The following is a 23,140-nucleotide window of genomic DNA, read 5'->3' as shown; positions in this document are numbered from 1 at the left end:
CCCGGCGACACGAGCGTAGAACCCTCTATGAAAGAAAACAAGAGGGTTCGTTGAAATTTGATGCCGCAGATCAGGCGCGGTATTATCGACCGTCGTGACGGATGTAGCGGTCAGCGGGAGGCGTGCGAACAAGCGCGGTATCCAATCGCGTGAGGCCATGCTCGAGGCCGCGATCACCTCGCTGGCCACCGGCGACCCGGCAGCCGTATCCGGCAACCGGATCGCCCGCGACATCGGCGCCACCTGGGGAGTCGTGAAATATCAGTTCGGCGATATCGACGGCCTGTGGGCGGCGGTACTCCGGTACACCGCCGACAAACGCGGCGACCTGCCCGCCGGCATCGCCACGGAAGGCACCCTGGCCGAACGGGTCAGCGCCCTGATCAACACGATGGCGATCGGCTTGCGCCGCCCCGAATCCCTCGCCATCGAAACCCTGCGCGCCGCCCTGCCTCGCGACCACGCCGAACTCGAACGCGACTATCCCCTGACCGCTGCCGAGCTCGCCTCCTGGAAACCCAACTGGGACAAGGCATGTGAACGCGCCTTCGCCGACCTAGGTGTGGACCCGGTGAAAATCCGCCGCGTCGCCGCCCTCATCCCCGCCGCCATGCGTGGCATCACCTCCGAACGCACCCTCGGCACCTACGGCAACCTCGACGACGCCATCCAGGGACTCATCGACGGAATGATCGCGTATCTGGAGAAGTGAGGGCGAGGCTCCGGCTCGCCGCTACGACCGGCTCAGCGCCCGGTACAACCAGTCCTGTGCCGCACCGGTGGTGGTCGTGCCGGTGATCTCGGTGGTGAGCGTCCAGTAGCGGCGAATGCGCGGATCGTAATCGTCGGCGCCGTAGAGAAGCCGGCGCCGGAACTCGGCCGTGGGACGGACGCCCCGGGCCGCGGCGTGAGCGGCGAGAAACCGGTCGAGTTCGGCGCCGGGCCGCGGTTCGACGTGTGCGGCCACCAGCGGGTCCACGATCGCGCAGGCCTCGGCGACACCGGCAAGCAGTGCGCGTTTGTCGCGAACATGTCCGGGATCGTGGCGCCAGAGCTGTTTCGTCAGCGCGGCGGTCAACACCGGATCGGTTGCGGCGGTGGCGAGTTCGGCGTAGGCGACGACCTGCCGGGATGTGGGATCGGCGGGCGGGGCCGGAATGTTCATGGCGGCGAAAGCGTCGAACAATTCCGGTGCGATCGGGGTGAGCAGGCGGCGCCAGAACGCGATGAGATCGTCGTAGGCGCGTCGGCCGTCACCGACTGCGGCCAGTAGTTCCAGCCGGGCGGCGTGCCGGCCGGGCGGTGCGTCGGCGACCGCCGCCAGCGCTGCCCTTCGCCAGGTCAATGCCGCCAATTCGGTATCCAGCGAGGCCTTTTCGATGGCGACGGCCTCGGTTGTCGACGTGGTTCCGGTGAGTACGCCCATGATCGCGGGCAGCCCGAGGCCGAGCGTGCGCAGCCGACGCACCAGCTGCAGTCGATCGACCGCGGTCGCCGGATCGAACAGGCGATGCCCGGCCGCGCTGCGGCGCGCTTCCAGCACCCCTTCGTCGCAGTAGAAGCGGATGGTGCGGACCGGGACGCCGGTGCGCACCGACAGTTCCCCGATGGTCATCAGACCGTCTCGATGTGTGTTGTGAGTCACAATCGCTGGAACCTCCACCCGACTGGAACTCCTACGGTACTGCAACACCGATCAGGCGAGGAGTTCCGACAATGACCGGAAAGACACCCATCGACACCGAGCAGATCTGGCAGGCCGTCGCCGCCGAGCGCAGGAGTCTCGTCCAACTGCTGCGGTCCCTTCCCGAGAATGGTTGGGAGCAGCCCTCTTTGTGTGCGGGCTGGCGGGTTCGCGATGTCGTCGCACACCTGATCCTGTCGGCCGATTCCGGTCTGGGGGCGATCCTGACCAATCTGATCCGAGCCCGAGGCGACTTCGACCGCATGGTCCGCGACACCGCCATCCGGCACGCCGGCCGCCGGACCAGCACACAACTGCTCGCCGAGCTGCACGACAGCATCGGCGCCCGGGTCACACCCGTCGGCACGACCCCTGTCGACCGGCTGATGGATCTGCTGGTGCACGGCCAGGACATCGCGGTCCCACTCGGTATCCGGCGCGAAATGCCGATAGCGGCAGCGGAATTGGCGCTCGACCGGGTATGGAACGGCGGCTTCCCGTTTCACGCACGCAAGAAGTTCGGTCGCTACCACCTTGTCGCTTCCGACGGCGAGTGGACCGCCGGCACCGGACCGGTGATCGAAGGCTCGGTCACCACCCTGCTCCTGCTCATCACCGGCCGCCGGCCCGCCCCGGACCAGCTCACCGGCGAGGGCGCGGCCCAGCTGATGGCCGAGCGAGCAGCGCGGCGATAGCCCCGGCGGCGGCATTGCCCCTCGTTTCTGGTGAGAATGCTTGTACCGCTGTGGAATTCGCTCCCCGTACGGCAGTGGACAGCTAGGGTATGCCGGGCGAAGCAGACGAGTCGCTCTCGCTGCGGTGTTCCGCGCCCGAAACCGAAAATCGGTAGCCGCTGACTCCGGCGCCTGCCGGAGCGCGGCCGGCCGGGCACGCGCCGGGCGCACCGATGAATTTCGGGCGGGCCCGCCGTCCCTGTCTCTGAACGTAGTGAGCGATAGGAGTCCAGTTATGACGCGACCGTTTCGATTCGGGGTTGTCGCCCCGCTCATGACCGACGTGCCGACGTGGCGGGATCGCGTGCGCCGCATCGCCGACAGTGGTTACTCCACGTTGCTGGTGGCCGATTTCCCGCTCACGCAACCGGCGCCGGGGCCCATGCTGGCCACCGCCGCGGCCCTGACCGACCTGCGGGTGGGCACCTGGGTCTACGCCTCTCCGCTGCGCCCGCCGTGGCAGACGGCGTGGGAAGCGCACTCGCTGTCGCTGCTGACGGAGGGGCGCTTCGAGATGGGCATCGGCACCGGCAGGCCGGGCATCGAGGACGAGCTGCGCGACAAAGGGCTGCCCGTCGTCTCGCCGAGCGAGCGGCTGGCCGAGGTGCGTAAGACGGTGGCGGCGCTGCGAGATCTCGACGGCTCCGACCTGCACACGCCGGTGGCGATGGCCGTCCTCGGTCCGAAGGCTCGAGCATTGGCGGACGAGGTCGCGGACATAGTCACCTTCGCACTGGGGGACCAGCCCCGCAGTGAGGTCGAACGGCTCGCCCGCGACTTCCGCGCCACCGCGGACCAGGAGCTCGCCCTCGCCGTGCCGGTCGTCGGCGACACCGTCGCCCCACACATGGCACCGCCCGATACGGACCCCGCCGCCCTCCGCGCCGCGGACGCCCTGACCGTACTCCCGGACGACCCCGCAGCCGCCGTCGAGGAAATCCAGCGCCGCCGCGAGGAGATCGGCTTCTCCTACTTCATCTTCGGCGCCGACGTTGCCGAGCGACTGGCTCCGGTGGTCACCGAACTCGCGGGGCGATAGGGCGGGGCCGTCACGACCGGATCGCCACGGCGGCCTTCTCGACGGAAATGACGTCAGGAATGCAAGTCGTGCGGCCCTTCAGCCGGGTTGGTCGTCGGCCCGCCGGCATTGCGCGCTTCGACAGCGTGAATCGTCTTGACGAGCTCTTTGTCCAGGACACGTTTGCCGACCGTGCCGAGCACTGCTTCCAGGACATGTCCCGTCAAGTTCTTACCTTCGCGCACCACGACGGCATCGACTTCGGTGGTCCCGTCGGGCATCGGTGTGAGGGTGTAGGTGTGGCCGGATGCGCCGCCCCACATGTTGGAGTCGGTGGTCGTCATGACGACGTGGTGCGGGTCGGACCAGTCGTAGCGCAGGCGTTCCCAGATGCGGTGCGAGCCCTCGGTGACGTCGGCGTGGGTGGCGTCCTGGGCATGCACATGGAGGTATTCGTCGGTGCTGTTGCCGAAGAGTTTCGACCGGCCCGGACCGAAGTCGGTGAGGGCGGCGACGAACTGCTCCGGTGTCGACGTGGTGGTGTGCGTGAGGTGAATGGTGGACATCGTGTGCTCCCTGAAACGAGTAGTCGATGTGGTGATTCGACAGCAGCAGGCAGCTACCTCCCTGCTCGGCGACCATGTCGTGTGGAGGCGGGCGGACCGGAGCGGCGCCGGCGTGCGGCGGTGATATCGGTGCAGGACCGGAACGCGGCGCTGTCGGGTTCGCCGCGGGCAGTGGTGCCCATGACTGCTCCTCGGATCGCATCGCTGTCGGATCCAGCCTTGCACCATGGCCACGCGGATGCACCCGAAACGGACGCCCCGATCAGCGTGGTTACCGTCTCGTCCAGCCGCGTCGCCGGTACGGGAACGCGGTCCCGGTGTCATCGGTGAGCATCGGTACGTTCAGCCGGCCGGCTCAGCAGCGTTCATATTGACGCGCGTAGGGCTGCGACTCCGGTGGAACATCGCGCGTGGATGGCTGGCAACCGCCGATGAAGACCGCGAGAACGGGGACGTAGGGGCCTCCGATCGTGTAGTCGACCACGGCACCGGGCTGGGCCAGGTAGGGAAGATGCTTGTCGGCGAGTTGTGTCGCCTGCGCGGCGGTGAATTGCGTTCCGGCAGGAGGGTACATCGCGACGTCCAGGGTGCGGCCGGCTTTGCCGGGCGGGTCGTATACGGAAATCTCGACGAAGAACGGGGTGGGTTGATCGGTCAGGAACCACTCCCACATCTCGAGTTCACCATTGGACGGGAAGCGGGGTCGGCCGGGCGGGAAGCCGGAGAGGTCCGTGTTGAGCCACCCGTGTTCGAGTTTCGAGTGATTGTGGAACCCGCTCTCCTCAGGAATGGTGGACACCGTCCAGTAGCTGGATGCCAGTTCGGGAAAGTCCTGGATGATTCGGCGCATCGCCGCGGTGGCACGGTGGGGTTGGGCCCCGGAGCCCGATGCCACGCCGATGGCGTCGCTCATCTTGTCTACGACGAAGCCGCGTGACAGCCAGCCCACCTGTGTGCCCGGGGCCGAGACTCTCACCCAGGTATGTGCCGAGTTCGCTTCCCTGCTCACGTCCCGGCCGAACCCCCAATCCGCAGAATAAGAATCCGCCATCCGGTTGAGATCGACCTGCGTGTAGTCGCCTCGGTACCGCGGCGGAAGCGGCTGGGCGCCCATGGCACGCACCACGGACGCGGCCTCGTCCGGTGTGGCGCCGTCCTCCAGATGCACATCGAGTCGGGAGGCGTACGTGCGGGACTTGCCCTCGTAATCGAACCAATGTGAGGCATCGACCACCCCGGGAAGAGCCTGGATGGCAGTCTCGATCACGCGTGACCAGCTGTCACGCTCGGCCTGGTCGGGCCCTCGTGTCGGAAGGGTACATCCTGCCAGCAGGACTGCCGCCATCATCACTATGACGGCCGGGGCGGTTGAGCGCATAACGTTTCATTCTGGCGTCCGGAGCGCCAGGCGCTGCTAGCGAATTCCGGTCATGCCGTCGCTCCCGGTCACCCTCACCGCCGCAGAAATGGCCGGCGCGTAGTCGGGCGCCTCGGCCCGCGGGCTTGATCCGAGCCGGACGCGTCCGGGGATGAGTCAGGGGGTTTGTGGGGCGGGTGGGGCTCGAACCCACGACCAGCGGATTATGAGTCCGCGGCTCTAACCGACTGAGCTACCGCCCCTCGCCGCGCTGCACGCGCGTGGGGGATGCTACCGGGTCGGGGGTGCAACGGCCTAGCTGGGCTCGGGCGGGCAGCGCCTCGCGGTGAAAGGGAATGGCGCGAAGGTGTTTCGCCGTTCCGCGTCAGTAGCCGGGCACGAGGCTGCTCGCCGATGACGTAGCACGTCTGTCACTCCACCGCCACAGTCCGATAGCGAACGGGCTGCAGGATCGGCTGATGACAGCCATCTACGCGAGTGAGCAGGTAATCGAACAGCCGGGTCCGTGCATTGCACCCGCGCAGTCGCGGTATCGGGAGATGTTCGGTGACACCTGGTACGAGGAACGGATCGGCGCGCTGGTCATGCGGTCGGGTCGGCTGTGCGCGGTGATGACACCGGCCGGGCTGGGCGCCTCGGTGCTCGGCCTACTCGGCGATCTGCAGGTGCCGGTGATGGAGGTCGGGGTGGGGGATCGGTGCGTGTGGTCGTTTCTCGCCGAGAATCCCCGCTGCGGCGAGGGAGCGGGCTGGTGGTCGGTGGACCTGTTCCGCTGCTTCGTAACCCAGACCAGACCCGGCGCATTGATCGCCCTCCCGACACCCGGCAATCCGCGCCGCACGTGGGTGCGCGAACCACAGGGCATCGTGCCGGATCTCCGCCTGGTCGCCGATACGATCGTCGCCGCCTAGTGCGGGGATCGCGACGATCGGTTCGGCGCGGGCGACCGCGGTGCGGCGGCACCCACCGCGCACCCGGTGAACTTTCCGTGCAAACCTCGGCGAAATTGGCGGAAAACGCGAAAAGGCGACGAGGTTTGCACGAATAGTTCACCGTAATCGCGTCGATGCAGGCAGAAGGCGCTTTCGGAAATCGGCAGGGGATCGTGATGGCCTGGCTGCTCGGCGGCATCATCTGGAATCTGCTGACCTGGCTGCTGGGTCTGCCGAGTTCGAGTTCGCACGCGCTGTTCGGCGGATTGATCGGCGCCGCACTGGCTTCCGGCGCGGGGGTGGTGTGGATCGGGCACGGCAAGATCGACGGCGTGGTGGGCAAGGTGATCATGCCCGCGCTGTTCTCGCCGGTGATCGCGGGCATCGTGGCCGCGGTCGGCGGCTGGCGCATCATCCGCACGCTCGGCAAGGGGCTGGTCGAGATCAGCTCGCCGCAGGGCATGGCGGCCGAAGCATCTTCGGCCACAATCATTCTCGCCTCCAGCCACCTCGGCTTCGCGCTCTCGACCACCCATGCGGCCACCGGCTCGATCCTCGGCTCCGGCGTCGGTAAGCCTGGTGCGCGGGTGCGTTGGAACATCGCGCTGCGCATGGTGGCGGCGTGGGTCAGCTGCAGAAGGTCGACCACCCCAACGTCAACGCCGAATGGGACGAGCCGGTCGCTCCCGCGGACACGATCGCGAAGGTCTGAGAACCATTTCTCGGCCTGCTGCTGGCCGGGCGGCCCGATGTCGTCGATCGCGAGCAGGTGGAGGCGGCGATCGTGGAGGTCACCCGCTGCGATCCGAGCGAGGACGATCTGCGCCAGGTGGCGGCGAAACTGGCCGCCGGCGGCTGGCCGCTCAACCCGATTCACGGCGTCCGGTCCAGCACGAGGTCCGACAGCCGGACCGCGTACATCGAAACCAGGACGGCCTCTTCGTGACCCGGCGCCCCGGGCGGCACGTACGCGCGCACGGTTTCGGTCTCGCGCACCAGATCCAGCAGCGCCGCCCGCAGTACCTCGGGGCGGGGAGAGGTGGTCAGCGTATGAAAGCTGTAGCGCCAGCGGTAATCGTCGATCAGGCGGTGCAGTCGCTCGGCCTCGACCACATGGTGATACCGCACTCCTTGCGAATGGGAGTCCATGGCGATCAGCAGCTGCTCCACTTCGGCCAGCCGCTCCTCGGTGCCGACCGGTGGCGCGCTGTAGGCGATCTCGCCCGAATCGCGGACGGCGTGCGCGCAGGCCTGCGGCAGATTCCACGGCAGGGACAGCTGCGCCTGCGCGCCGTACTCCGGTCCCGGCCAATGCGGGCCCGGACCGGTGTCGACGGCGAACAGCACCGCATAGGGATACCCCGCGCGGTGCAGCGGTTCGTTGTCCTGCCACGCCGGTCGCTGCGCCGCGTAGTCCAGCATTCGCCGGCGCAGCCGGACCATCGTGCGCAACGCCCGGTAACGGTCGGGCCGGGCCCAGCCGAAACCGTTGGCGATCAACTCGTGACGCACCGTCGCGTTGAGCCGATCCCAGCCCGGCCCGTCGGTGCAGGCGGCGATGCGCACGGAGTATCCGTTGCCGAACAGGTGGCGCAACAGCTGCCGCTCCTCCGTGGCCACCGAGTCGGGCGGTCCGGGCAGCAGGACCGCGCGCAGCGAATCCGCCCCGTCGAATCCGTCGCTACCGATATGCACATCGACATGTCCACGGATCGCGAGTGCCGCCAGCTGCGCGGCGACGATGCGGCCGTAGCGGGCGGCGCCCTGTTCGTGCATCGTCGGCGCGAGCAGCATTCCGGCCTGCAGCACCGTCATTCGGGTCGATAATCGTTCGAACGCCGCCGTCATCTGGCCGGGATCCGGAGGCATGCACACCACTCACTCTGTGACACAGGGCAATCAGGTCCGCACCAGTGTAGAGCCCGGCGTGGCGTACATTCGGCAATATCGGGAGGGAGCCCCTGTCAGATCCTGATCCCGGCCCGGATCAGCTTGCCGGTGATGTTGCGCGGCAACGGCTCCGAGGTGATCCGCCACTGTTCGGGCACCTTGAAATAGGCCAGCCGCGCACGGGCGAATTCGCGGAGATCCGCCTCCGACGCCGTGGACCCCTCGGCGAGGACCACGACGGCCGCCACCTGCTGTCCGAGATCGGGGTGCGGCTCACCGACGACGGCACATTCCACCACCTCGGGGTGTTCGTCGAGGCACTGCTCGATTTCGACCGGGTAGATGTTCTCGCCGCCGCGCAGGATCAGATCCGATCGGCGGCCGGTCAAGCGCAGCCGGCCCTGTTCGACGACGCCGAAATCGCCGGTGCGCAACCAGCGCTCGGCATCGATCGCCGCCGCGGTGGCTTCCGGATTGCGCCAGTAACCCAGCATGACGAAGGGGCTGCGGACGTAGACCTCACCCTCGACGCCCTCGGGAACCGGAGCCCCGTCGGCATCGCGGATCTCGAGTGCCACGCTGATGATCGGCCGGCCCAGCGTGCCGGGGGATTCGGCGAGGTCGGCCGGGGTCGCGACGGCGACGGCGGTACTGCATTCGGTGAGGCCGTAACTGTCCACCAGGGCGTCGGCGGCGAACGGAACCTCCTCGCGCAGACGCTGTTTGAACGCCGGTGAGGACGGCGCCGACGCCAGGGCGAACGCGGTGAGCGAGGAGGTGTCGTAGCGGCCGATATCGCCGTGTTCGAGCAGCCGGGAGGCCATCGTCGGCACCGCACCCCAGTTGGTCACCCGTTCCTTCTCGATCAGGCGCAGAATCCGGTCGGCGTCGAACCCGCCCTGCGGCATGATCACGGCACTGCCGGTGGCCAGCCGCGGCACCACCAGGTTGTGCAGACTGGCGATGTGGAACAGGGGAGAGGTCAGCAGACAGCGCAGATCCAGCGGTGCACCGGGCTCCGGCGTCTTCCCGGTGAACGCGGCGGCGAGTGCGTCGGTGTATTCGAAATAGCCGGTGACGGCCAGCAGATTGCGCTGGGAATGCAAGGCCGCCTTGGGTTTTCCGCTGGTCCCGCTGGTGAACAGGATGACGGCGGGATCGTCCTCCACCACATCGGGCACCGTGGGTTCGGCGCCGGCGTGGGCGGCGATCAGACGCGGCAGATCCTCGTCCATGGTCACCACCGCGGCGGAGGTGTCGATATCGGCGAGCAGTTTCGCCCGCTTCGCGTCCACGACCACCACGGCAGGTTCGGTCAACGCCAGTCCGTACTCGATCTCGCGCGGCACCCACCACCCGTTGAGCCCCACCGCGATCGCGCCGAGGCTCTGCGTCGCCCAGAAGGTGATCACCCATTCGACGGTGTTCGCGGCGAGGATCGCGACCCGATCACCGCGCCCCACCCCGTACTCCTCGTGCAGCGCGGCCGCGAGAGCGGCTGCGGCAGCGGCATGTTCGCGATAGCTGAGCCGCCGGTCCTCGGTGACGAGATAGTCCCGGTCACCGAAGGCGACCGATGCGGCGAGCAGTTCCGCGACCGCGCGGCGGCGATGCCGCAGCACCGGCATGCGCGCGCCGAGAACCTCCTCCTCGTCGAGCTCGAACCGGCCGCCCGGACCGGTCAGCTCCCGCATGACGGCGGCGATATCGGGCATGGACGTGGTGGTCATGGGCGGTCCTTCTGTGTGGAGCATCACAACCACCGCACTGTGTCACGCCCACCGGCCGCAGATGCCGGCGTTTCCGCTCAGCGAGACTCCCGCGCGGTTACGCGCGACTCGGCGAGGAGGCGAGTGGGCGACCGCCCGTCCGGACCGCCTGACCGCGCCGCGCGGCCGGTACCTGCCGTCGCCCGCGTGGCTCGGCGGACAGCGCGCGCGAGGTGCGGGCGGCCGCCTCGGCGACCAGCGGGGCGAGTCGCTCCATGGTGGCGAAGTTCGTTTCCCCGCACAGACAGATCGCGGCCAGCGGGCCCTGCGGACCCCGGACGGCGGCGGCCACGCTCGGAAGTACCCGGCCCACCATCGCATTGGCGTACTCGCCGCGGTCGAACGACAGTCCGCGATTGCGGCGGATCCGGTTCAATTCGCGATGCAGGCTCGGCACATCCCATCCCCGGCCCTGCACCGGATTCGACAGCTGCTTGCCGAGCAGCGCCTCCACCTCCTCCGGTGGCAACCAGGCCAGCATCGCGCGGCCGCCGGTGGTGAGGTGGGCGAAACTGCGGCGCCCCACATGCGATTCGAGTGTGCGCGCGAACGGCCCGCCGAGTTTGTCCAGGAACACCTCGTCGGCGCCCTCCAGCGCCGCCAGGTGCACCACCAGTCCGGTCCGCAGCTGCAGCTCGTGCAGGTGCTCGGCCGCCGCCTCGCGGATCTCGCCGTGCCGGCCGTCGTACCCGCCGAGCCCGAGCGAGCGCCGGCCCAGGCAGTAGCCCGAGGGGGTGTGCTCGAGCCAGTGCAGTTTCACCAACTGGTCGAGGATGCGATGCGCGGTGGAGCGCGGGAGCCCGCTGTGTGTGCAGATCTCCACGAGGCTCAGCCGCGTCGACCGGTGCTCGAACATGTCGAGAATGAGCGTCATCCGCTCCACCATCGATGGCGGCAGGGGCCCGGGTGCCGAAGTGGCCAGTGGCATCGATGCCTCCGATCGTGAGTCGCTTCCATCCTGCCCGTCGAATCCGGGCGAGAACCGGAATTGAAGCCCGAGTGTAGTGACGCCAGACACACCGCGCGATGGCGGTCTGTTCCGTTCGTCCGGTATCCCGCTGACCGGAACGGCGTCCGAACCGGTCTCGCGGAACTGACAGCGTGGGGCTTTTCGGAGCGAGAGGAGTGGGCGTGCGGCTCGAGGGAAAGGTTGCGATCGTCACCGGCGGCGCGGGCGGCATCGGCCGGGGGATCGTGCGGGCCTTCGCGAAGGAGGGCGCCGAGATCCTGTTCGTCGACATCAACGACGAGGCCGGCCGCGAGCTGGAACAGCAGCTGGCCGGCGCCGCGGCGTATCTGCACGCCGACATCACGCGCGAGGAGAGCGCCGAGCTGATCGTCACGGCGGCGGTCGAGCGGTTCGGTTCGGTGCACGTGCTGGTCGACAACGCCCACGTGTCCCGGCAGGCGCCGCTGCTCGAGACCACGCAGGAGATGTTCGATCTGTCCTTCGGCACCGGCTTCTATCCGACCTTCCGATTGATGCGCGCCTGCTATCCGCATCTGAAACGCAATCGCGGTTCGGTGATCAACTTCGCGTCCGGGGCGGGGCTCGAGGGGCAGGTCCGGCAGGGCTCCTATGCGGCGGCGAAGGAGGCGATCCGGGCGATCAGCCGGGTCGCCGCCAACGAATGGGCCGCCGACGACATCAATGTCAACGTCATCTCGCCGCTGGCGCTGACCGAGGGCGTCGCGGCCTATATCGAGGCCAATCCGGGTGTCGAGGAGGCGTTGCTCGCGCGCACCCCGCTGCATCGCTTCGGTGATCCGGAAACCGATATCGGCCGGGTCGCGGTATTCCTGGCCAGCGCGGACGCGAAATACATGACCGGTCAGACCCTGATGGTCGACGGCGGTTCCATCAAACTCCGCTGAGGCCGTTTCCGTCCCCGCCTGCGGGCGGACAGGCGGCTATCGTGGGGTTATGGGCGTGTTCGGTGAGATGTTCCCCGGCAAGAAGCTGACCGACGAGAGCAGCGGTGACAGCGACGGGCAGCAGCATCGGCCGCGGCTGGATCTCGACTTGGACGCGGGCGTGATCCGGCTGTCCGGGACGCCGCGGTCGGATGAGGAGTCCTCCGAGTAATCGGTCCGGGCTGTCATTTCGTGGAGTTCGGGCGGAACTGGATCTAGCAATCTAGATTGCTAGCATGTTAGTGTTCTCTCGTGGGTGCCGAGGAAGTCAAGCAGTTCAACGTGTATCTCCCGGTGGAGCTGATCAAGCAGGTCAAATACCGGGCGGTCGAATCGGAGATGTCGCTGTCGGCGCTGGTGGCCGAGGCGCTGCGGGCGTACCTCGGCGCCGAACCGCCGACGCGTGAGAAGGAGAAGTGATATGGCCGCCAGAGGTGTCGAGGCGATTTTTCTGGAGACCCACAACTGGGGGAAATCGGCGAAGTTCTTCCAGCAGTTGGGCTTCGAACTGGAATTCGCCACCGACCACAATTCCGGACAGCTCCGCAACGGGGACGGTCCGTACCTGTTCATCGCCGAGGTGCCGGCGGACCGCGAACCCGGAATGCAGGTCGTGCTGAAAGTGCAAGCGGAGCAGGAGTTTCCGGCGCCGGTGGAGGTGGTATCGCCGTTCGCCGACACCCATTACGGAACCCGCGAGATGACCGTGCGCGACCCGGACGGGCGGATGTGGACGCTGCAGGCTCCCGGTGGTGACCGATGAGCGAGACCCGGACCGGTGCGGTGCCCGAGCGCACCGTGGTACCCGACCAGACCGCCGTGCGGGTTGCGCTGTGGCGCGCGCTGCACGTCCAGCTCGATCCGCCGCCGCATGTGCTCGACGACGAGATCGGCCTGCGCTTGGCCGATCCGCCGGCCGGCTGGCGGGAGCGCGGCGATATGGATCCGGTGGGCACCAGCCGCTTCCGGGCGAGCATCGTGGTGCGGTCGCGATTCGTGGAGGATCTGCTCACCGAACAGGCCGGGCGAGTGGACCAGTACGTGTTGCTGGGCGCGGGACTGGAGACGTTCGCGCAGCGCAGACCCGAGATCGCTTCTCGCTTCCGGATTTTCGAGGTCGATCAACCGCGGACGCAGGAGTGGAAGCGCCGGCGCCTGGTCGAGACCGGCTACGAGCTCCCGGATCGGTTGCGTTCGGTCCCGGTCGATTTCGAGAAGGATTCGTGGTGGGAGCGGCTGACCGCGGCCGGGTTCGATCCGGCCCGGCCCGCGATCGTCGCCTCGCTGGGGGTGAGCATGTATCTCACCGCCGAGGCAAACCGTGAAACGCTGTCGCTGCTGGCGGCCTCGGCGCCCGGTTCCACGGTCGTCGTGTCCTTCATGCCGCCATCGGAACTGCTCGACGAACAGGACCGAACGAGCCGGGAGTTCGCGGAATCGGGCGCGGCCGCCTCCGGCACGCCGTTCCGCAGCTTCTACGCCCCGGCGCAGATCGTCGCCATGGCACGGGAGGCCGGTTTCGCTCAGGCGCACCACATTTCGGCGGACGAGCTCAACAATCGCTACTTCGCCGGGCGTCCGGACGGGCTGCGCACGTCGAACGGCGAGGAGTTGCTGGTGGCGACGACCTGAGTCCCGCCTACGATGAGCCGATGGCGAAATCCCAGCGCTTGCACATCGTGCCCTCCCGATTCAGCGTCGACCACATCCCGGCCGCTACCTTCCCCGAGGACGACGAATGGGTGGCGCTGGTGCGAGCGCCGGAGGGGCTGACGGTCGTCCGCGAGGCTCCGCCGTGGGAGCGGGAGTCGTGCTGGCTCGGCCTGTACGCCGCCACGCCGCGCGAGCTGGACACCTCCGGCGCGCTCACCGCGATCCTGGAACCGTTGGCGCAGCACGGAATTCCGGTGTTCGTCGCCTCGACCTACCATGCGGACCTGGTGCTGGTCCCCGAATCGCGCAGCGCCGCCGCGACCGATGCGCTGACCGAGGCCGGATTCGAGATCGCCGGGGACGCGATCTGACGACGGTTCAGATGTGGTCGCCCTTGTCGCGGTTGCAGCCGCGGCACAGGATCTGCAGATTCGCCGCACTGGTCGCCCCGCCGCGGCTCAGCGGAATGATGTGGTCGAATTCGAGGTAGTGGGTGGCGCCGCATTCCACACACCGGCCGCCGTCGCGATGCCACACCTCGGCCTTGATATCGGGCGCGATGGACCGGCTGTCACGTCTGCCCGGTGCGACGGTGAGCCGTTTCGCCACACGCAGTGCGCCTTCCACGATCGCGGCCACCAATTCCGGCTCGGCGACATCGAATTCGGCGCCGCCGCGCGCCGAGGTCGCCGCCACCGTCACCCCGGTCTCGGTGGCCGATACGGAAACCGCTCGGGTCCACGGTATTTCGATACCGGCGTCCGGCCCGATGAAGCGCAGCTTCCGGTTCGAGCAGATCAACCGTCCCGGGGACGCGTGCGTGCCGCGCCCCGTCCGTCGGAGGCGGGTGGCGGCGGTGTCGAGGTGGACGCGTTCCTGCGGGTCCAGATGCAGATCGGGCACCGCGATCACCGGAAGCTCGCCCGCCCGCAGCCGGGACAGGATGCGCAGCCGGCGCAGACTGCGGCGCAACTCGTCCACCGACCCGTCGCGCACCCCGAGCGCGGCGACCGTCGCGTCGAATCGTTCCAGTTCGGCGCCGGTGATCGTGCCGTCGGCCAGGGCGAAGGCCGCCGAGCGCTCGAGCTGCGCGACGGCGGGTCCGCGCAGGGCCGCGCGAGCGGTATCGGGGTCGATGCGCTGATGGCGGATCCGGGTCCACAGCTCGTCCCAGTCGGGTCCGCTCGGACCGGTGGTGGTCAGGACGCGAAGCGCTCGGACGCGCCAATCGGACAGATAGTCCTCGACCTCGGCCGCACACGCGCGGCAGAGCGCGGCGCCGAGCAGTCGCCAGCCCCGCCGCCGGCCGCAGCGAGGACAGCCGCGCGGGTCGGCGGACGGGCGCGCCACCGTCTGTTCGGTCCACCGGGAACCGTCCCACCAGCGCAGTGACGCCGCATCCGCGGGATCGGGATGCCAATCCGGGCGGTCGTCCTGAGGCGGCGGCATCGGTGCGGCGAATCTGGTGCGGTGCAACGACAGTCGCTGCGAGCGGTGCTGCGGCGAATCCGCCAGGGGTGCGCCGAAGGTCGTGAACAACTCCTCCGCGTCGGCGTGTTGCGGTCCGCCGCGCACGAACCACCAGCGGTCCTCGGCGCGGCGGAACTCTCCGAACACCGCGGCCCGCGCACCCGGTTCCGCGGCGACGTCGGCACGCGCCACCAGGCCCTCCGCATCCTCGACCGACATCGCGAGGCCCGGCAGTGCGGTCAGGGGCTCGTCGGGAGCGGACCCGGTGATCATGATGCGGACGATCTCCGCCTCGGTGCGGGGCAGCGAGACCGACAGCCGTGCGGTGCCGGGCTGCGGATCCTGATCGACGGTCACCGCCTGGGAGGGATGGCGCGGTGCGTTGAAATACACCACGTCGCGAGCGGAGCGGACCCGCCCGCCGACGGTCAGCAGGACCGCATGCGCATCCAGCAGCGACGTCGAGCGCCACGAAACCAGTACCGACAGAAGCGAAGTCGGCACCGGCGTGGCGTCGCCGTCGACGGTGGGGCGCATGGTTGTCATCGCCACGAACTATGCCAGGCCGTCCCGACACGAATCGCGCGGTCGGCGCGGAGCTTTTCGTGACCGTCCGGGTGCGGCACAGTGGAACCATGACGAACCCGAAGGGTGACTCCGGGCGCAAGCCCGGCGGCGCGCGGGTGCCCGGTGCGACGGAGATCCTCGCCGCCGCCCAGGCCGCCGCGCAGGCCGCACAGACCGCCGCGGGCCAGGCCATCGATGCCGCGCAGGTCACCGCCGGTACCGCCTTCGGCACCGCGGTGCGGCTCCCGCCCGCGTCCGTACAGCTGGCCGCGCAACTTCCGGATCTGATCGAGAATCTGGCGACCGCCATCGACCGGCTCAATTCCACCATCGACCGCCTGGACCGGACCCTGGCTCTGGCCGATCCGGCCTTCGCGGCCTACGACCGGCTGCTGCCGCGGCTCGAGGCCGTGATCGCGCTGGGTGAGGACGTGCTCAGCCGGCTGTCGAAACTTCCGGGCATCTCGATGCTGGGCCGCCTCACCGGCGGCCGCGAGGCGGAACCACCGCAACCGGCGCCGAAGTCACGTCGACGCGGAAAATAGACCCGCCCCGCCCGCCGGCCGCGGCATATCCGCCGTGGCGATCACCGCACGAGCCGCGGCGGCGGCCTTGAGCACCATCTCGTGGAATTCCGCATCGGCATCGGAGTCCAGCACCACCGCGCCGCCCGCGCCGACCCGCCAGCCGCGCTCGTCGCGGACCGCGGTGCGGATGACGATATTGAGATCCGCCGTTCCACCCAGGCCCAGAAATCCGATCGTGCCCGAGTAGATGCCGCGCGCCTCGGTTTCCAGCCCGTCGATGATCTCCATGGTCCGCAGCTTCGGGGCGCCGGTCATCGAGCCGCCCGGGAAACACGCTCGCAGGCAATCGATCACGTCCACCTCGGGACGCAGCCGGCCGCGCACGGTGCTCACCAGCTGATGCATGGTCGTGTAGGTCTCCGCGACCATCAACTCGGGGACGTGCACACTGCCCAGCTCGCACACCCGGCCCAGATCGTTGCGCAGCAGATCGACGATCATCAGATTCTCGGCACGCGTCTTGGGATCCAATTCCAATGCGCGACAGAGGTTTTCATCGGCTTCCGGGGTAGCGCCGCGGGGGGCGGTGCCCTTGATCGGTTTGGTCTCCACCGTGCGGGTGCGGTCGACCTTGAGGAAGCGCTCCGGTGAGGAACAGGCGATATGGAGTTCGCCGAATCTCAGGTACGCCGCGTACGGGGCGGGATTGCTGCGCCGCAGCACCCGGTAGACGTCGAGTCCCGGGGCGTCGGAATCGATGCCGGCGCTGTCGGTGAGGTTCACCTCGTAGGTTTCCCCGGCGCGTAGTTCGGCATCGATCGCCGCGATATCGGCCAGATAGCGGTCCCGGCCACGGCTCAGGCGCGAGACGACGGCCTCTTCGTCGGCGGGCAGGGTGAGCGGTTCCGGATTCCGCCGATCCGGCAGTGTCGCTACGATCGCGCGGGTATCGGCCAGCCAGCGGTGATTCGCCTCGGCCGACTCCGCGTCGGTGACGGCGAGCAGATGGGTGCGGCCCGCGACGTGATCGACCACGACCAGCCGATCGGCGAAGATCCACTGCGCATCCGGATAGGGCGATCGATGTCCGGCCCGCGCACCGCAGTCGGCCTTCATCTCGTAGCCCAGGTAACCGACGTAGCCGCCCACGAAATCGAAAGGCACATCGGGGAATCGGATGTTCAGCTCACTCAGCCTCGCCGACAGATAGTCGAGCACCGGCCGCGGATCGGTGCGGGTCCCGGATCGATCCGCGATCACACATCCCGCGCCGACCCGATACCGCACCACCTCCGCCAGTGGCCCGGACGCATCACCGGCGAAACTGAACCGATCCAGGCCTGGCTCCACATGCGAGCTGTCGAGCCAGAACGCCGTGGGCGAATCCGAATAAATATGCAGTACAACGGATTCCGTGTCCACTGCGCGGTCGATCACCTCGTGCAGAACGGTGAGGGACCGGATGGTGGAACGTCCGGCTGTGGCCTTCCCCGCACACCCGGCCGCACCGGAATCCGGTTCGGACACATCAGGCGACGATGCCGACGCGGGGACGTGGGCTCGCGCTTCCGAGTCGCCAGGCGCGCCGGCCGCACCGCGGTCGGGTTCGAGCCCCGAACCGGTGTTCACCAGCACGGTCCTCGTATCGGATGCCGACGGCCCCGCGGTCCGCGCGGAAGCGGACGCCTCGGTCGTGGTCTCGGCCGGAGGGGTCGGACGCGCCCCTGCGGCCGGTGCGGCAACCACGACCGACGATCGCCGCATCTCCCGGCGCGCCCACCACTCGCGCGTCAGCCGCGCGAAATTCCCCAGCAATGCGGCGCCGAATTCGCTGGACACCGATTCCGGATGAAACTGCACACCCCACTGCGGGCGACGGCGATGCCGAACGCCCATCACGACCCCGTCGGGCGCTGTCGCGGTGATAGCCAGCGCGTCCGGTAGCGGCTGGGCGGCGCACAGCGAGTGGTAGCGCACGGCCAGGAAGTCGGCGGGAATGCCGGCGAAGAGGTCGTGACCGTCGTGGCTGATGCGGTCCGGATAACCGTGCCGGGGTGCGGGCGCCGGAATCACCTGCCCACCGGCCGCCAGCACGATGCCCTGATGGCCGAGGCAGACGCCCAGCAGCGGGAGCTCCGCCCGCTCGATCAGCGCCTGGGAGATCCCGAAATCCCTTGGCACATCGGGGCGTCCGGGCCCGGGGGAGACGACGATGTTGTCGAATCGGCCGAGGTCCAGCTCGGCCGGGGTGTCGATCTCGTCGTTGCGCAGCACGGTCGGTTCGGCCCCGTTCACCGTGCCGATCAATTGGAAGAGGTTGTAGGTGAACGAGTCGTAGTTGTCGACCAGCAGCGTGCGCACGGGGGTCCGGGCCTGCACCCCGTGGTCGACAGTGGTCTCGCTCGAATGCCGAGACCAGGACGTGCTCATGTGCATCACCGTATCGGGCATCTCGGACCATGCAGTGAGGGCATATGCCTTCAGTTGACCGGTCGTGGTGGTGCACAATGTGGGGCATGTCTGTGGTGCAACCGGCCGAGGTCGAGCGCGAGGTCGTCGATTTCGCGGCCGTCGGCGAGTGGATGGATGAACAGGGCCTGCCCGGCGGTGACTTCGAGGATGTGACCTCGCTCGGTGGCGGCACCCAGAACATCATGCTGCGGTTCCGCCGGGGTGGTCGTGATTTCGTGCTGCGCCGCGGGCCGAAACATCTGCGTCCCAAGAGCAACGACGTCATCCGCCGCGAATCCCGCCTGCTCGGCGCGCTGGCCGGCACCGGCGCGCGCGCCCCGCGAGTGATCGCCGCGGGCGCCGACGAATCGGTGATCGGCGCGGTCTTCTATCTCATGGAGCCGATCACCGGCTTCAACCCGCAGAACGAACTGCCCGTCCTGCATGCCGGTGATCCGGAGGTGCGGCGGCAGATGGGGCTGTCGGCGGTCGAGGCCATCGCCCGGCTCGGATCGCTCGACTACGAGGCGCTCGGCCTGTCCGATTACGGCAAGCCGGACGGTTTCCTGGAACGTCAGGTGCCGCGCTGGCTCGGCGAACTCGAGTCCTACAACAGCAACGACGGCTACCCCGGCCCGCAGATTCCGGGTGTGGACCGCGTCGGGGACTGGCTCGATCGCAACCGGCCCGCGCAGTGGCGGCCGGGCATCCTGCACGGCGACTGCCACCTCGCCAACATGATGTTCTCCTACGACGGGCCCGAGGTTGCCGCCATGGTCGACTGGGAGATGTCGACCATCGGTGATCCGCTGCTGGATCTGGGCTGGCAGATCGCCACCCGGCCCGAACCCGGAACCACCGGCGCCGCCCTGGTCGGCAAGCTCGGCGCCGCGGGCGGCCTGCCCACCGCCGAGGACATGATCGCCCACTACGCGCACTTCTCCGACCGCGACCTCGGCCACGCCACCTGGTACACGGTGCTGGCCTGCTTCAAACTCGGCATCGTGCTCGAGGGCACGCACGCCCGGGCCTTCGCCGGCAAGGCGCCCAAGCAGACCGGCGATTTCCTGCACGCCATCACGCTGGAACTGTTCGAGAAGGCCGCCCGGCTCTGCGAATGAGCCGATGTGGCACGGCCTCAGCCGGCGTCGAGCAGATCGGCGACGATGGCCAGATCCTTGTCGCCACGGCCGGACAGGCACAGCAGGATCAGCGCGTCCTCGGCGATCCCGCCCTGCTCGGCCGACTCCAGCAGATATCCCACGGCGTGCGCGGACTCGAGCGCGGTGATGATGCCTTCCGTCCGGCACAGCGTATCCAGTCCGCGCAGCGCCACCGTATCGGTCGCGACGGCGTGGTCGAGGCGGCCGATGTCCTTGAGATGGCTCAGTTCCGGGCCCACCCCCGGATAATCCAGCCCGGCCGCGATGCTGTGGGTTCGCGCGATCTGACCCTCGTGATCCTGCAGGACGTAGCTGAACGAGCCGTCCATCTCACCCGGTGTGCCCGCGCTGAGGGTGGCCGCGTGCTCGCCCGTGTGTAAGCCGTGGCCCCCGGCTTCCACGCCGGTCAGCCGCACCTGCGCATCGCCGGTGAACGCGTGGAACATGCCGATCGCGTTACTGCCGCCGCCTACGCAGGCGATGACGTGGTCGGGCAGCCGCCCTGTCGCCGCCAGCAGCTGTGCCCGGGATTCGATGCCTATCCGGCTCTGATGGTCGCGCACCATGCGCGGATAGGGTGCGGGCCCGGTGGCGGTGCCGAACAGGAAATGCGTGGTTTCGGTGTGCGCCACCCAATCTCGCACGGCCTCGGTCACCGCGGCCTTCAGGCGGCGATCACCGGCACGAACGGCGCGCACGTCCGCCCCGAGCAGGCGCATCCGCACGACGTTGCTCTGCTGCCGGGCCATATCGTCGGCGCCCATGTAGATCACACACGACAGTCCGAGCATCGCGCAGACGGTAGCCACCGCGACGCCGTGCTGCCCCGCCCCGGTTTCGGCGATGATGCGGGTCTTGCCCATCCGCACGGCCAGCAGTGCCTGCCCGAGCGCATTGTTGATCTTGTGGGCGCCGGTGTGCGTCATATCCTCGCGCTTGAGGAATACCCGCACCCCGGGCACTCCCAGCGCCCGCGCGAGCCGCGGCGCCGCATGCAGCAACGTCGGCCGGCCGACGCGCTCGCGCAGCAACCGGTCGAGTTCACCGTGATATTCCGGATCCGCCCAGGCCGCTCGATGGGCGTTCTCCACGTCGGTGAGCGCCGCCATCAGTCCTTCGGGAACGTATCGCCCGCCGAAGGCACCGAATCTACCGGGGTCTCGGATGCCGTCCCGAGTGGTGGCGTGGGTTGGCCTGTGTCCGATCACCATTCGCATCCGCGCTTTCTTCTCGCCGTCCGGCTCGGACAGTGTGTGCGATCCGCTCGCACACCCGGTCACCTGCCGGCAACGAGTGAGTTAACAGCACGGAAGAGGTCATCGTCAGTGGTGGTAAGTCGGCGCGGGTGGCGAGATCAGCCGCAGCGGAGTAATGCCTCCCGGACGGCACGGGCCCGCGCATCGTCGAGGACTGCGGTGCCGAGGCGGTTCATCACATAGCCGAAACCCAAACCCGTTGCCGGATCGGCGAATCCGAACGAGCCCCCGTAACCGGTGGTGCCGTAGGCGCGCTTGTCGCTGCCGAAACGGAAGCTGCCACAGGATTTGCGGAACCCCAGGTGGTAGCGGCTGCGGGTGAGCAGCACCAGATCGTCGGCGGGTACATCGTCGACGGTGTCGGCGGTGGCCAGCCGGTCGAGAATGCCCGGTGCGATGGGCAATTCACCGGTGCGTCCGGCCGCCGCGCCGTAGACCCGCGCCAGGGACCGTGCCGTGCCCACGCCGCCCGCGGCCGGGCTCTCGACGCCGAGGAATTCACGGCGGGTGGCACGTGCGGGCGCGCCCGTGCGGGGGCTGCTCAAGGCGCGATAGGTCAGGCCGCGCCGCAGGAACATCTGAATCGCGATGCGCAGCGGCACGTCTCGCTCGTACCTCAGCACGTCCAGCCCGGAGGTGGACGCGAGCGTGGCGATGCGATCGAGGGATTGCTCCTGCGGCAGTCCGATGAAGAAGTCCAGCTCGAGCGGGCCGGCGAAGTCCTCGGCGAAGATGCGGCCCAGGGTGCGGTGCCGCGGATCGACGCGGCGGAGCAGTTCGCCCTGATACAGCCCGGCGGTGATCGGGTGATAACCCTGCCGGGTGCCCGGGCTCCACAGTGGTTTCTGGTCGGCCAGAATTCCCGCGAGCCGATCCCGGTCGGCCATATCCGACAGCCGCACCACCCGATCCAGCACCGGCAGACCCGCGCGATGGTCGAGCAGCTGCCGCACGGTGATCGATTCCTTGCCGTGCGCGGCGAATTCCGGCCAGTACTGCGCGACCGGCGCCTGGTAGTCGAGCACCCCACGCGAGACGGCACTCGCCACGGCGAATGCCGTCATCCCCTTCGTCGAGGAGAACACCGGAACCATGGTGTCGCGCTCCCACGGCAGCTGTCCGCGGCGATCGCGGAACCCCGCCCACAGATCCACCACCGGCCGGTCCCCGTCGTACACGGCCACGGCCGCGCCGATTTCGCCGAACCGGGCGAAGTTGCGCCGAAACGCGTCCGCGACCGGCTCGAAACCGCTCGCCACCTCACCGTGTACCTCAGCAACCTCGCCCATAGTGCAACCGATGGTAACGGTCATCGCTGCGGCGTCGTACGGTGTCCACCCGGATCGGAAACCGATCAGGCGGCGTGGATCCGGGAGCTGTCCGCGAAGTAGTCGAGGACGGCGCGATGCCACGCCTGCGGCGCCTCGTGCATCAGCACGTGTCCCGCCGCCACCTCGACATGATCGGCGCCCGGAATCGCCGTCGCCAGCTCGCGCGAATTCGCGGGATCGACCAGCAGATCCGCCGTGGCCGCGATGACCCGGGTCGGCACCGCGACCCGCGGCAGATCGGCACGGGTGTCCACCCGGGCCACCAGATCCGCCTGCGCCGCCGCCCCACCCGGTACCTGGGCCGCGATCTGCGCCAGATACTGCGAAAACACCTCGTCCGGTAGCGAATTGGTGAACGCGGCACTGTATCCGGACAGCAGCACCACGCGCGCGAACGCGTCGTGATCGCGGGCGGCGAGCGCGCCGCGCCACAGATCCAGCACGAGCCGGGCCCGATGGTCGGCTCGCGCCAGCCCGGCCGCGAGCACCAACCCGCTGACCCGATCGGGATGACGCACGGCGGCGCGCACCGCCACCGCCGTGCCGAGCGAGAACCCGATGATCGGGAAGCGCTCGGCGCCCGCCGCCACGGCCTCCCCGACCAGTGCGTCGGCCAACCCGTCGAGAGTCAGGACGGTGTCGTCGGCCGGATAGTCGGAGCCGATCACGGTGTGCCGCTCGGCGAGCAACGGGATCAGAGAACCGAAGTTGGCCTCGATCCCGCCGCCCGCGCCGTGCGCGAGCACGACCGCGGGACCGCTGCCGGTGACCGAGGTGGACAGTGAAATGTTCGTCATGGCCGCGACGTTAGGGATTGACATGAGTGTGAAGGTCAAG

The 23,140-nt window shown here is 68.7% G+C and carries 24 protein-coding genes, 1 tRNA gene and 1 pseudogene; 14 read left to right on the top strand and 12 right to left on the bottom strand.

Translation table 11 applies throughout. The annotated features are described in order from the left end of the window. Nucleotides 1-94 precede the first annotated feature (94 nt). Entirely contained in the window at nucleotides 95-712 is a 618-nt protein-coding gene (locus tag RJ03_RS08560) for a TetR/AcrR family transcriptional regulator (protein WP_083870676.1), read from the top strand. A 21-nt stretch (nucleotides 713-733) separates the two neighbouring features. Here the strand turns inward: RJ03_RS08560 and RJ03_RS08555 are convergent, their stop codons facing one another. Continuing rightward, nucleotides 734-1,645 (bottom strand): MerR family transcriptional regulator, encoded by a 912-nt coding sequence (locus RJ03_RS08555; protein ID WP_157163380.1) that lies wholly within the window; start codon nucleotides 1,643-1,645, stop codon nucleotides 734-736. 71 nt (nucleotides 1,646-1,716) lie between these two features. Here RJ03_RS08555 and RJ03_RS08550 point away from each other — a divergent pair, with 71 nt between their 5' ends. Both RJ03_RS08550 and RJ03_RS08545 read left to right on the top strand, forming a co-directional pair. Beyond that, nucleotides 1,717-2,379 (top strand): maleylpyruvate isomerase family mycothiol-dependent enzyme, encoded by a 663-nt coding sequence (locus tag RJ03_RS08550; protein ID WP_051024472.1) that lies wholly within the window; start codon nucleotides 1,717-1,719, stop codon nucleotides 2,377-2,379. A gap of 274 nt (nucleotides 2,380-2,653) precedes the next feature. After that, nucleotides 2,654-3,457, top strand: coding sequence for an LLM class flavin-dependent oxidoreductase (locus RJ03_RS08545; RefSeq protein ID WP_036499839.1), 804 nt, complete (start codon nucleotides 2,654-2,656; stop codon nucleotides 3,455-3,457). A 53-nt stretch (nucleotides 3,458-3,510) separates the two neighbouring features. On the opposite strand, the gene RJ03_RS08540 is transcribed toward RJ03_RS08545, so the two are convergent. The 3 genes from RJ03_RS08540 to RJ03_RS08530 all read right to left on the bottom strand — a co-directional run bounded on the left by RJ03_RS08540 (nucleotide 3,511) and on the right by RJ03_RS08530 (nucleotide 5,622). After that, nucleotides 3,511-4,002, bottom strand: a complete 492-nt coding sequence (locus tag RJ03_RS08540; protein WP_036499837.1) for a hypothetical protein — start codon at nucleotides 4,000-4,002, stop codon at nucleotides 3,511-3,513. Nucleotides 4,003-4,357: 355 nt separating this feature from the next. Then, on the bottom strand, nucleotides 4,358-5,380 hold the full coding sequence (locus RJ03_RS08535; RefSeq protein WP_157163379.1) for a hypothetical protein: 1,023 nt from the start codon (nucleotides 5,378-5,380) through the stop codon (nucleotides 4,358-4,360). A gap of 168 nt (nucleotides 5,381-5,548) precedes the next feature. Beyond that, nucleotides 5,549-5,622: transfer RNA gene (locus tag RJ03_RS08530), tRNA-Ile, on the bottom strand. 216 nt (nucleotides 5,623-5,838) lie between these two features. Between RJ03_RS08530 and RJ03_RS08525 the strand changes: the two genes are divergently transcribed. The 3 genes and pseudogenes from RJ03_RS08525 (at nucleotide 5,839) to RJ03_RS38790 (ending at nucleotide 7,258) form a co-directional block, all read left to right on the top strand. Further along, nucleotides 5,839-6,291: a hypothetical protein gene (locus RJ03_RS08525; RefSeq protein WP_036499833.1), complete on the top strand. Its 453-nt coding sequence runs from the start codon at nucleotides 5,839-5,841 to the stop codon at nucleotides 6,289-6,291. 191 nt (nucleotides 6,292-6,482) lie between these two features. Further along, nucleotides 6,483-6,941: pseudogene (locus tag RJ03_RS35855) on the top strand (inorganic phosphate transporter); the annotation flags it as partial. 98 nt (nucleotides 6,942-7,039) lie between these two features. After that, nucleotides 7,040-7,258, top strand: coding sequence for a DUF3349 domain-containing protein (locus tag RJ03_RS38790; protein ID WP_083870675.1), 219 nt, complete (start codon nucleotides 7,040-7,042; stop codon nucleotides 7,256-7,258). Here RJ03_RS38790 and RJ03_RS08520 read toward each other — a convergent pair. The 3 genes from RJ03_RS08520 to RJ03_RS08510 form a co-directional block, all read right to left on the bottom strand. Next, nucleotides 7,186-8,127 carry a hypothetical protein gene (locus RJ03_RS08520; RefSeq protein WP_036499832.1) on the bottom strand — a complete coding sequence of 314 codons (942 nt, stop codon included), beginning with the start codon at nucleotides 8,125-8,127 and terminating at the stop codon, nucleotides 7,186-7,188. The two genes, RJ03_RS38790 and RJ03_RS08520, sit on opposite strands and share 73 nt — an antisense overlap. A gap of 149 nt (nucleotides 8,128-8,276) precedes the next feature. Then, nucleotides 8,277-9,932, bottom strand: a complete 1,656-nt coding sequence (gene casG / locus RJ03_RS08515; protein WP_036499830.1) for a steroid-24-oyl-CoA synthetase — start codon at nucleotides 9,930-9,932, stop codon at nucleotides 8,277-8,279. A 97-nt stretch (nucleotides 9,933-10,029) separates the two neighbouring features. Next, complete coding sequence (locus tag RJ03_RS08510; protein WP_051024471.1) at nucleotides 10,030-10,845, bottom strand: IclR family transcriptional regulator; 816 nt, start codon at nucleotides 10,843-10,845, stop codon at nucleotides 10,030-10,032. Between the two features lie 257 nt (nucleotides 10,846-11,102). On the opposite strand from RJ03_RS08510, the gene RJ03_RS08505 reads away from it, so the two are divergent. The 6 genes from RJ03_RS08505 (at nucleotide 11,103) to RJ03_RS08485 (ending at nucleotide 13,909) form a co-directional block, all read left to right on the top strand. Beyond that, nucleotides 11,103-11,846, top strand: coding sequence for an SDR family NAD(P)-dependent oxidoreductase (locus tag RJ03_RS08505; RefSeq protein WP_036499909.1), 744 nt, complete (start codon nucleotides 11,103-11,105; stop codon nucleotides 11,844-11,846). A gap of 49 nt (nucleotides 11,847-11,895) precedes the next feature. Next, the gene (locus tag RJ03_RS37735) at nucleotides 11,896-12,057 is read left to right on the top strand and encodes a hypothetical protein (protein WP_167331959.1); all 162 of its coding nucleotides are present in this window, start codon (nucleotides 11,896-11,898) and stop codon (nucleotides 12,055-12,057) included. Between the two features lie 80 nt (nucleotides 12,058-12,137). Further along, entirely contained in the window at nucleotides 12,138-12,305 is a 168-nt protein-coding gene (locus RJ03_RS08500; protein ID WP_036499828.1) for a ribbon-helix-helix domain-containing protein, read from the top strand. Between the two features lies 1 nt (nucleotide 12,306). Beyond that, entirely contained in the window at nucleotides 12,307-12,648 is a 342-nt protein-coding gene (locus RJ03_RS08495) for a VOC family protein (protein WP_036499826.1), read from the top strand. Beyond that, complete coding sequence (locus RJ03_RS08490; protein WP_036499824.1) at nucleotides 12,645-13,517, top strand: class I SAM-dependent methyltransferase; 873 nt, start codon at nucleotides 12,645-12,647, stop codon at nucleotides 13,515-13,517. The genes RJ03_RS08495 and RJ03_RS08490 overlap by 4 nt, the downstream gene beginning before the upstream one ends. Before the next feature lie 20 nt (nucleotides 13,518-13,537). After that, the gene (locus RJ03_RS08485) at nucleotides 13,538-13,909 is read left to right on the top strand and encodes an ACT domain-containing protein (RefSeq protein ID WP_036499822.1); all 372 of its coding nucleotides are present in this window, start codon (nucleotides 13,538-13,540) and stop codon (nucleotides 13,907-13,909) included. Nucleotides 13,910-13,916: 7 nt separating this feature from the next. Here the strand turns inward: RJ03_RS08485 and RJ03_RS08480 are convergent, their stop codons facing one another. Then, nucleotides 13,917-15,554 (bottom strand): HNH endonuclease, encoded by a 1,638-nt coding sequence (locus RJ03_RS08480; protein WP_245552218.1) that lies wholly within the window; start codon nucleotides 15,552-15,554, stop codon nucleotides 13,917-13,919. Nucleotides 15,555-15,643: 89 nt separating this feature from the next. Here RJ03_RS08480 and RJ03_RS08475 point away from each other — a divergent pair, with 89 nt between their 5' ends. Continuing rightward, entirely contained in the window at nucleotides 15,644-16,120 is a 477-nt protein-coding gene (locus RJ03_RS08475; protein ID WP_036499905.1) for a hypothetical protein, read from the top strand. Here the strand turns inward: RJ03_RS08475 and pabB are convergent. Further along, nucleotides 16,100-18,532, bottom strand: coding sequence for an aminodeoxychorismate synthase component I (gene pabB / locus RJ03_RS08470; RefSeq protein WP_083870683.1), 2,433 nt, complete (start codon nucleotides 18,530-18,532; stop codon nucleotides 16,100-16,102). The two genes, RJ03_RS08475 and pabB, sit on opposite strands and share 21 nt — an antisense overlap. A 77-nt stretch (nucleotides 18,533-18,609) precedes the next feature. Between pabB and RJ03_RS08465 the strand changes: the two genes are divergently transcribed. Next, nucleotides 18,610-19,674, top strand: a complete 1,065-nt coding sequence (locus RJ03_RS08465; RefSeq protein WP_083870673.1) for a phosphotransferase family protein — start codon at nucleotides 18,610-18,612, stop codon at nucleotides 19,672-19,674. A 17-nt stretch (nucleotides 19,675-19,691) separates the two neighbouring features. On the opposite strand, the gene trpB is transcribed toward RJ03_RS08465, so the two are convergent. The 3 genes from trpB to RJ03_RS08450 all read right to left on the bottom strand — a co-directional run bounded on the left by trpB (nucleotide 19,692) and on the right by RJ03_RS08450 (nucleotide 23,100). Next, a complete protein-coding gene (gene trpB, locus RJ03_RS08460) occupies nucleotides 19,692-20,927 on the bottom strand; it encodes a tryptophan synthase subunit beta (protein ID WP_051024474.1) in 1,236 nt (411 codons plus the stop codon). A gap of 143 nt (nucleotides 20,928-21,070) precedes the next feature. Further along, nucleotides 21,071-22,261, bottom strand: a complete 1,191-nt coding sequence (locus RJ03_RS08455) for a serine hydrolase domain-containing protein (RefSeq protein ID WP_036499820.1) — start codon at nucleotides 22,259-22,261, stop codon at nucleotides 21,071-21,073. 65 nt (nucleotides 22,262-22,326) lie between these two features. Further along, the gene (locus RJ03_RS08450; RefSeq protein WP_036499818.1) at nucleotides 22,327-23,100 is read right to left on the bottom strand and encodes an alpha/beta fold hydrolase; all 774 of its coding nucleotides are present in this window, start codon (nucleotides 23,098-23,100) and stop codon (nucleotides 22,327-22,329) included. Nucleotides 23,101-23,140: the final 40 nt, after the last annotated feature.

It is taken from the genome of Nocardia aobensis NBRC 100429 (genome assembly GCF_000308375.1).
GTDB classification, from domain to species: Bacteria; Actinomycetota; Actinomycetes; order Mycobacteriales; family Mycobacteriaceae; genus Nocardia; species Nocardia aobensis.
This window is presented reverse-complemented; position numbering and strand designations above follow the sequence as displayed.

What these genes read in the sequence shown, in the direction of transcription:
- RJ03_RS08550 (WP_051024472.1), top strand. Translation starts at nt 1,717, where the DNA reads ATGACCGGAAAGACACCCATCGACACCGAGCAGATCTGGCAGGCCGTC.
- RJ03_RS08545 (WP_036499839.1), top strand. Translation starts at nt 2,654, where the DNA reads ATGACGCGACCGTTTCGATTCGGGGTTGTCGCCCCGCTCATGACCGAC.
- RJ03_RS08540 (WP_036499837.1), bottom strand. Translation starts at nt 4,002, where the DNA reads ATGTCCACCATTCACCTCACGCACACCACCACGTCGACACCGGAGCAG.
- RJ03_RS08535 (WP_157163379.1), bottom strand. Translation starts at nt 5,380, where the DNA reads ATGCGCTCAACCGCCCCGGCCGTCATAGTGATGATGGCGGCAGTCCTG.
- RJ03_RS08525 (WP_036499833.1), top strand. Translation starts at nt 5,839, where the DNA reads ATGACAGCCATCTACGCGAGTGAGCAGGTAATCGAACAGCCGGGTCCG.
- RJ03_RS08520 (WP_036499832.1), bottom strand. Translation starts at nt 8,127, where the DNA reads ATGACGGTGCTGCAGGCCGGAATGCTGCTCGCGCCGACGATGCACGAA.
- casG (WP_036499830.1), bottom strand. Translation starts at nt 9,932, where the DNA reads ATGACCACCACGTCCATGCCCGATATCGCCGCCGTCATGCGGGAGCTG.
- RJ03_RS08510 (WP_051024471.1), bottom strand. Translation starts at nt 10,845, where the DNA reads ATGACGCTCATTCTCGACATGTTCGAGCACCGGTCGACGCGGCTGAGC.
- RJ03_RS37735 (WP_167331959.1), top strand. Translation starts at nt 11,896, where the DNA reads ATGGGCGTGTTCGGTGAGATGTTCCCCGGCAAGAAGCTGACCGACGAG.
- RJ03_RS08495 (WP_036499826.1), top strand. Translation starts at nt 12,307, where the DNA reads ATGGCCGCCAGAGGTGTCGAGGCGATTTTTCTGGAGACCCACAACTGG.
- RJ03_RS08490 (WP_036499824.1), top strand. Translation starts at nt 12,645, where the DNA reads ATGAGCGAGACCCGGACCGGTGCGGTGCCCGAGCGCACCGTGGTACCC.
- RJ03_RS08485 (WP_036499822.1), top strand. Translation starts at nt 13,538, where the DNA reads ATGGCGAAATCCCAGCGCTTGCACATCGTGCCCTCCCGATTCAGCGTC.
- RJ03_RS08480 (WP_245552218.1), bottom strand. Translation starts at nt 15,554, where the DNA reads ATGACAACCATGCGCCCCACCGTCGACGGCGACGCCACGCCGGTGCCG.
- RJ03_RS08475 (WP_036499905.1), top strand. Translation starts at nt 15,644, where the DNA reads ATGACGAACCCGAAGGGTGACTCCGGGCGCAAGCCCGGCGGCGCGCGG.
- pabB (WP_083870683.1), bottom strand. Translation starts at nt 18,532, where the DNA reads ATGAGCACGTCCTGGTCTCGGCATTCGAGCGAGACCACTGTCGACCAC.
- RJ03_RS08465 (WP_083870673.1), top strand. Translation starts at nt 18,610, where the DNA reads ATGTGGGGCATGTCTGTGGTGCAACCGGCCGAGGTCGAGCGCGAGGTC.
- trpB (WP_051024474.1), bottom strand. Translation starts at nt 20,927, where the DNA reads ATGGTGATCGGACACAGGCCAACCCACGCCACCACTCGGGACGGCATC.
- RJ03_RS08455 (WP_036499820.1), bottom strand. Translation starts at nt 22,261, where the DNA reads ATGGGCGAGGTTGCTGAGGTACACGGTGAGGTGGCGAGCGGTTTCGAG.
- RJ03_RS08450 (WP_036499818.1), bottom strand. Translation starts at nt 23,100, where the DNA reads ATGACGAACATTTCACTGTCCACCTCGGTCACCGGCAGCGGTCCCGCG.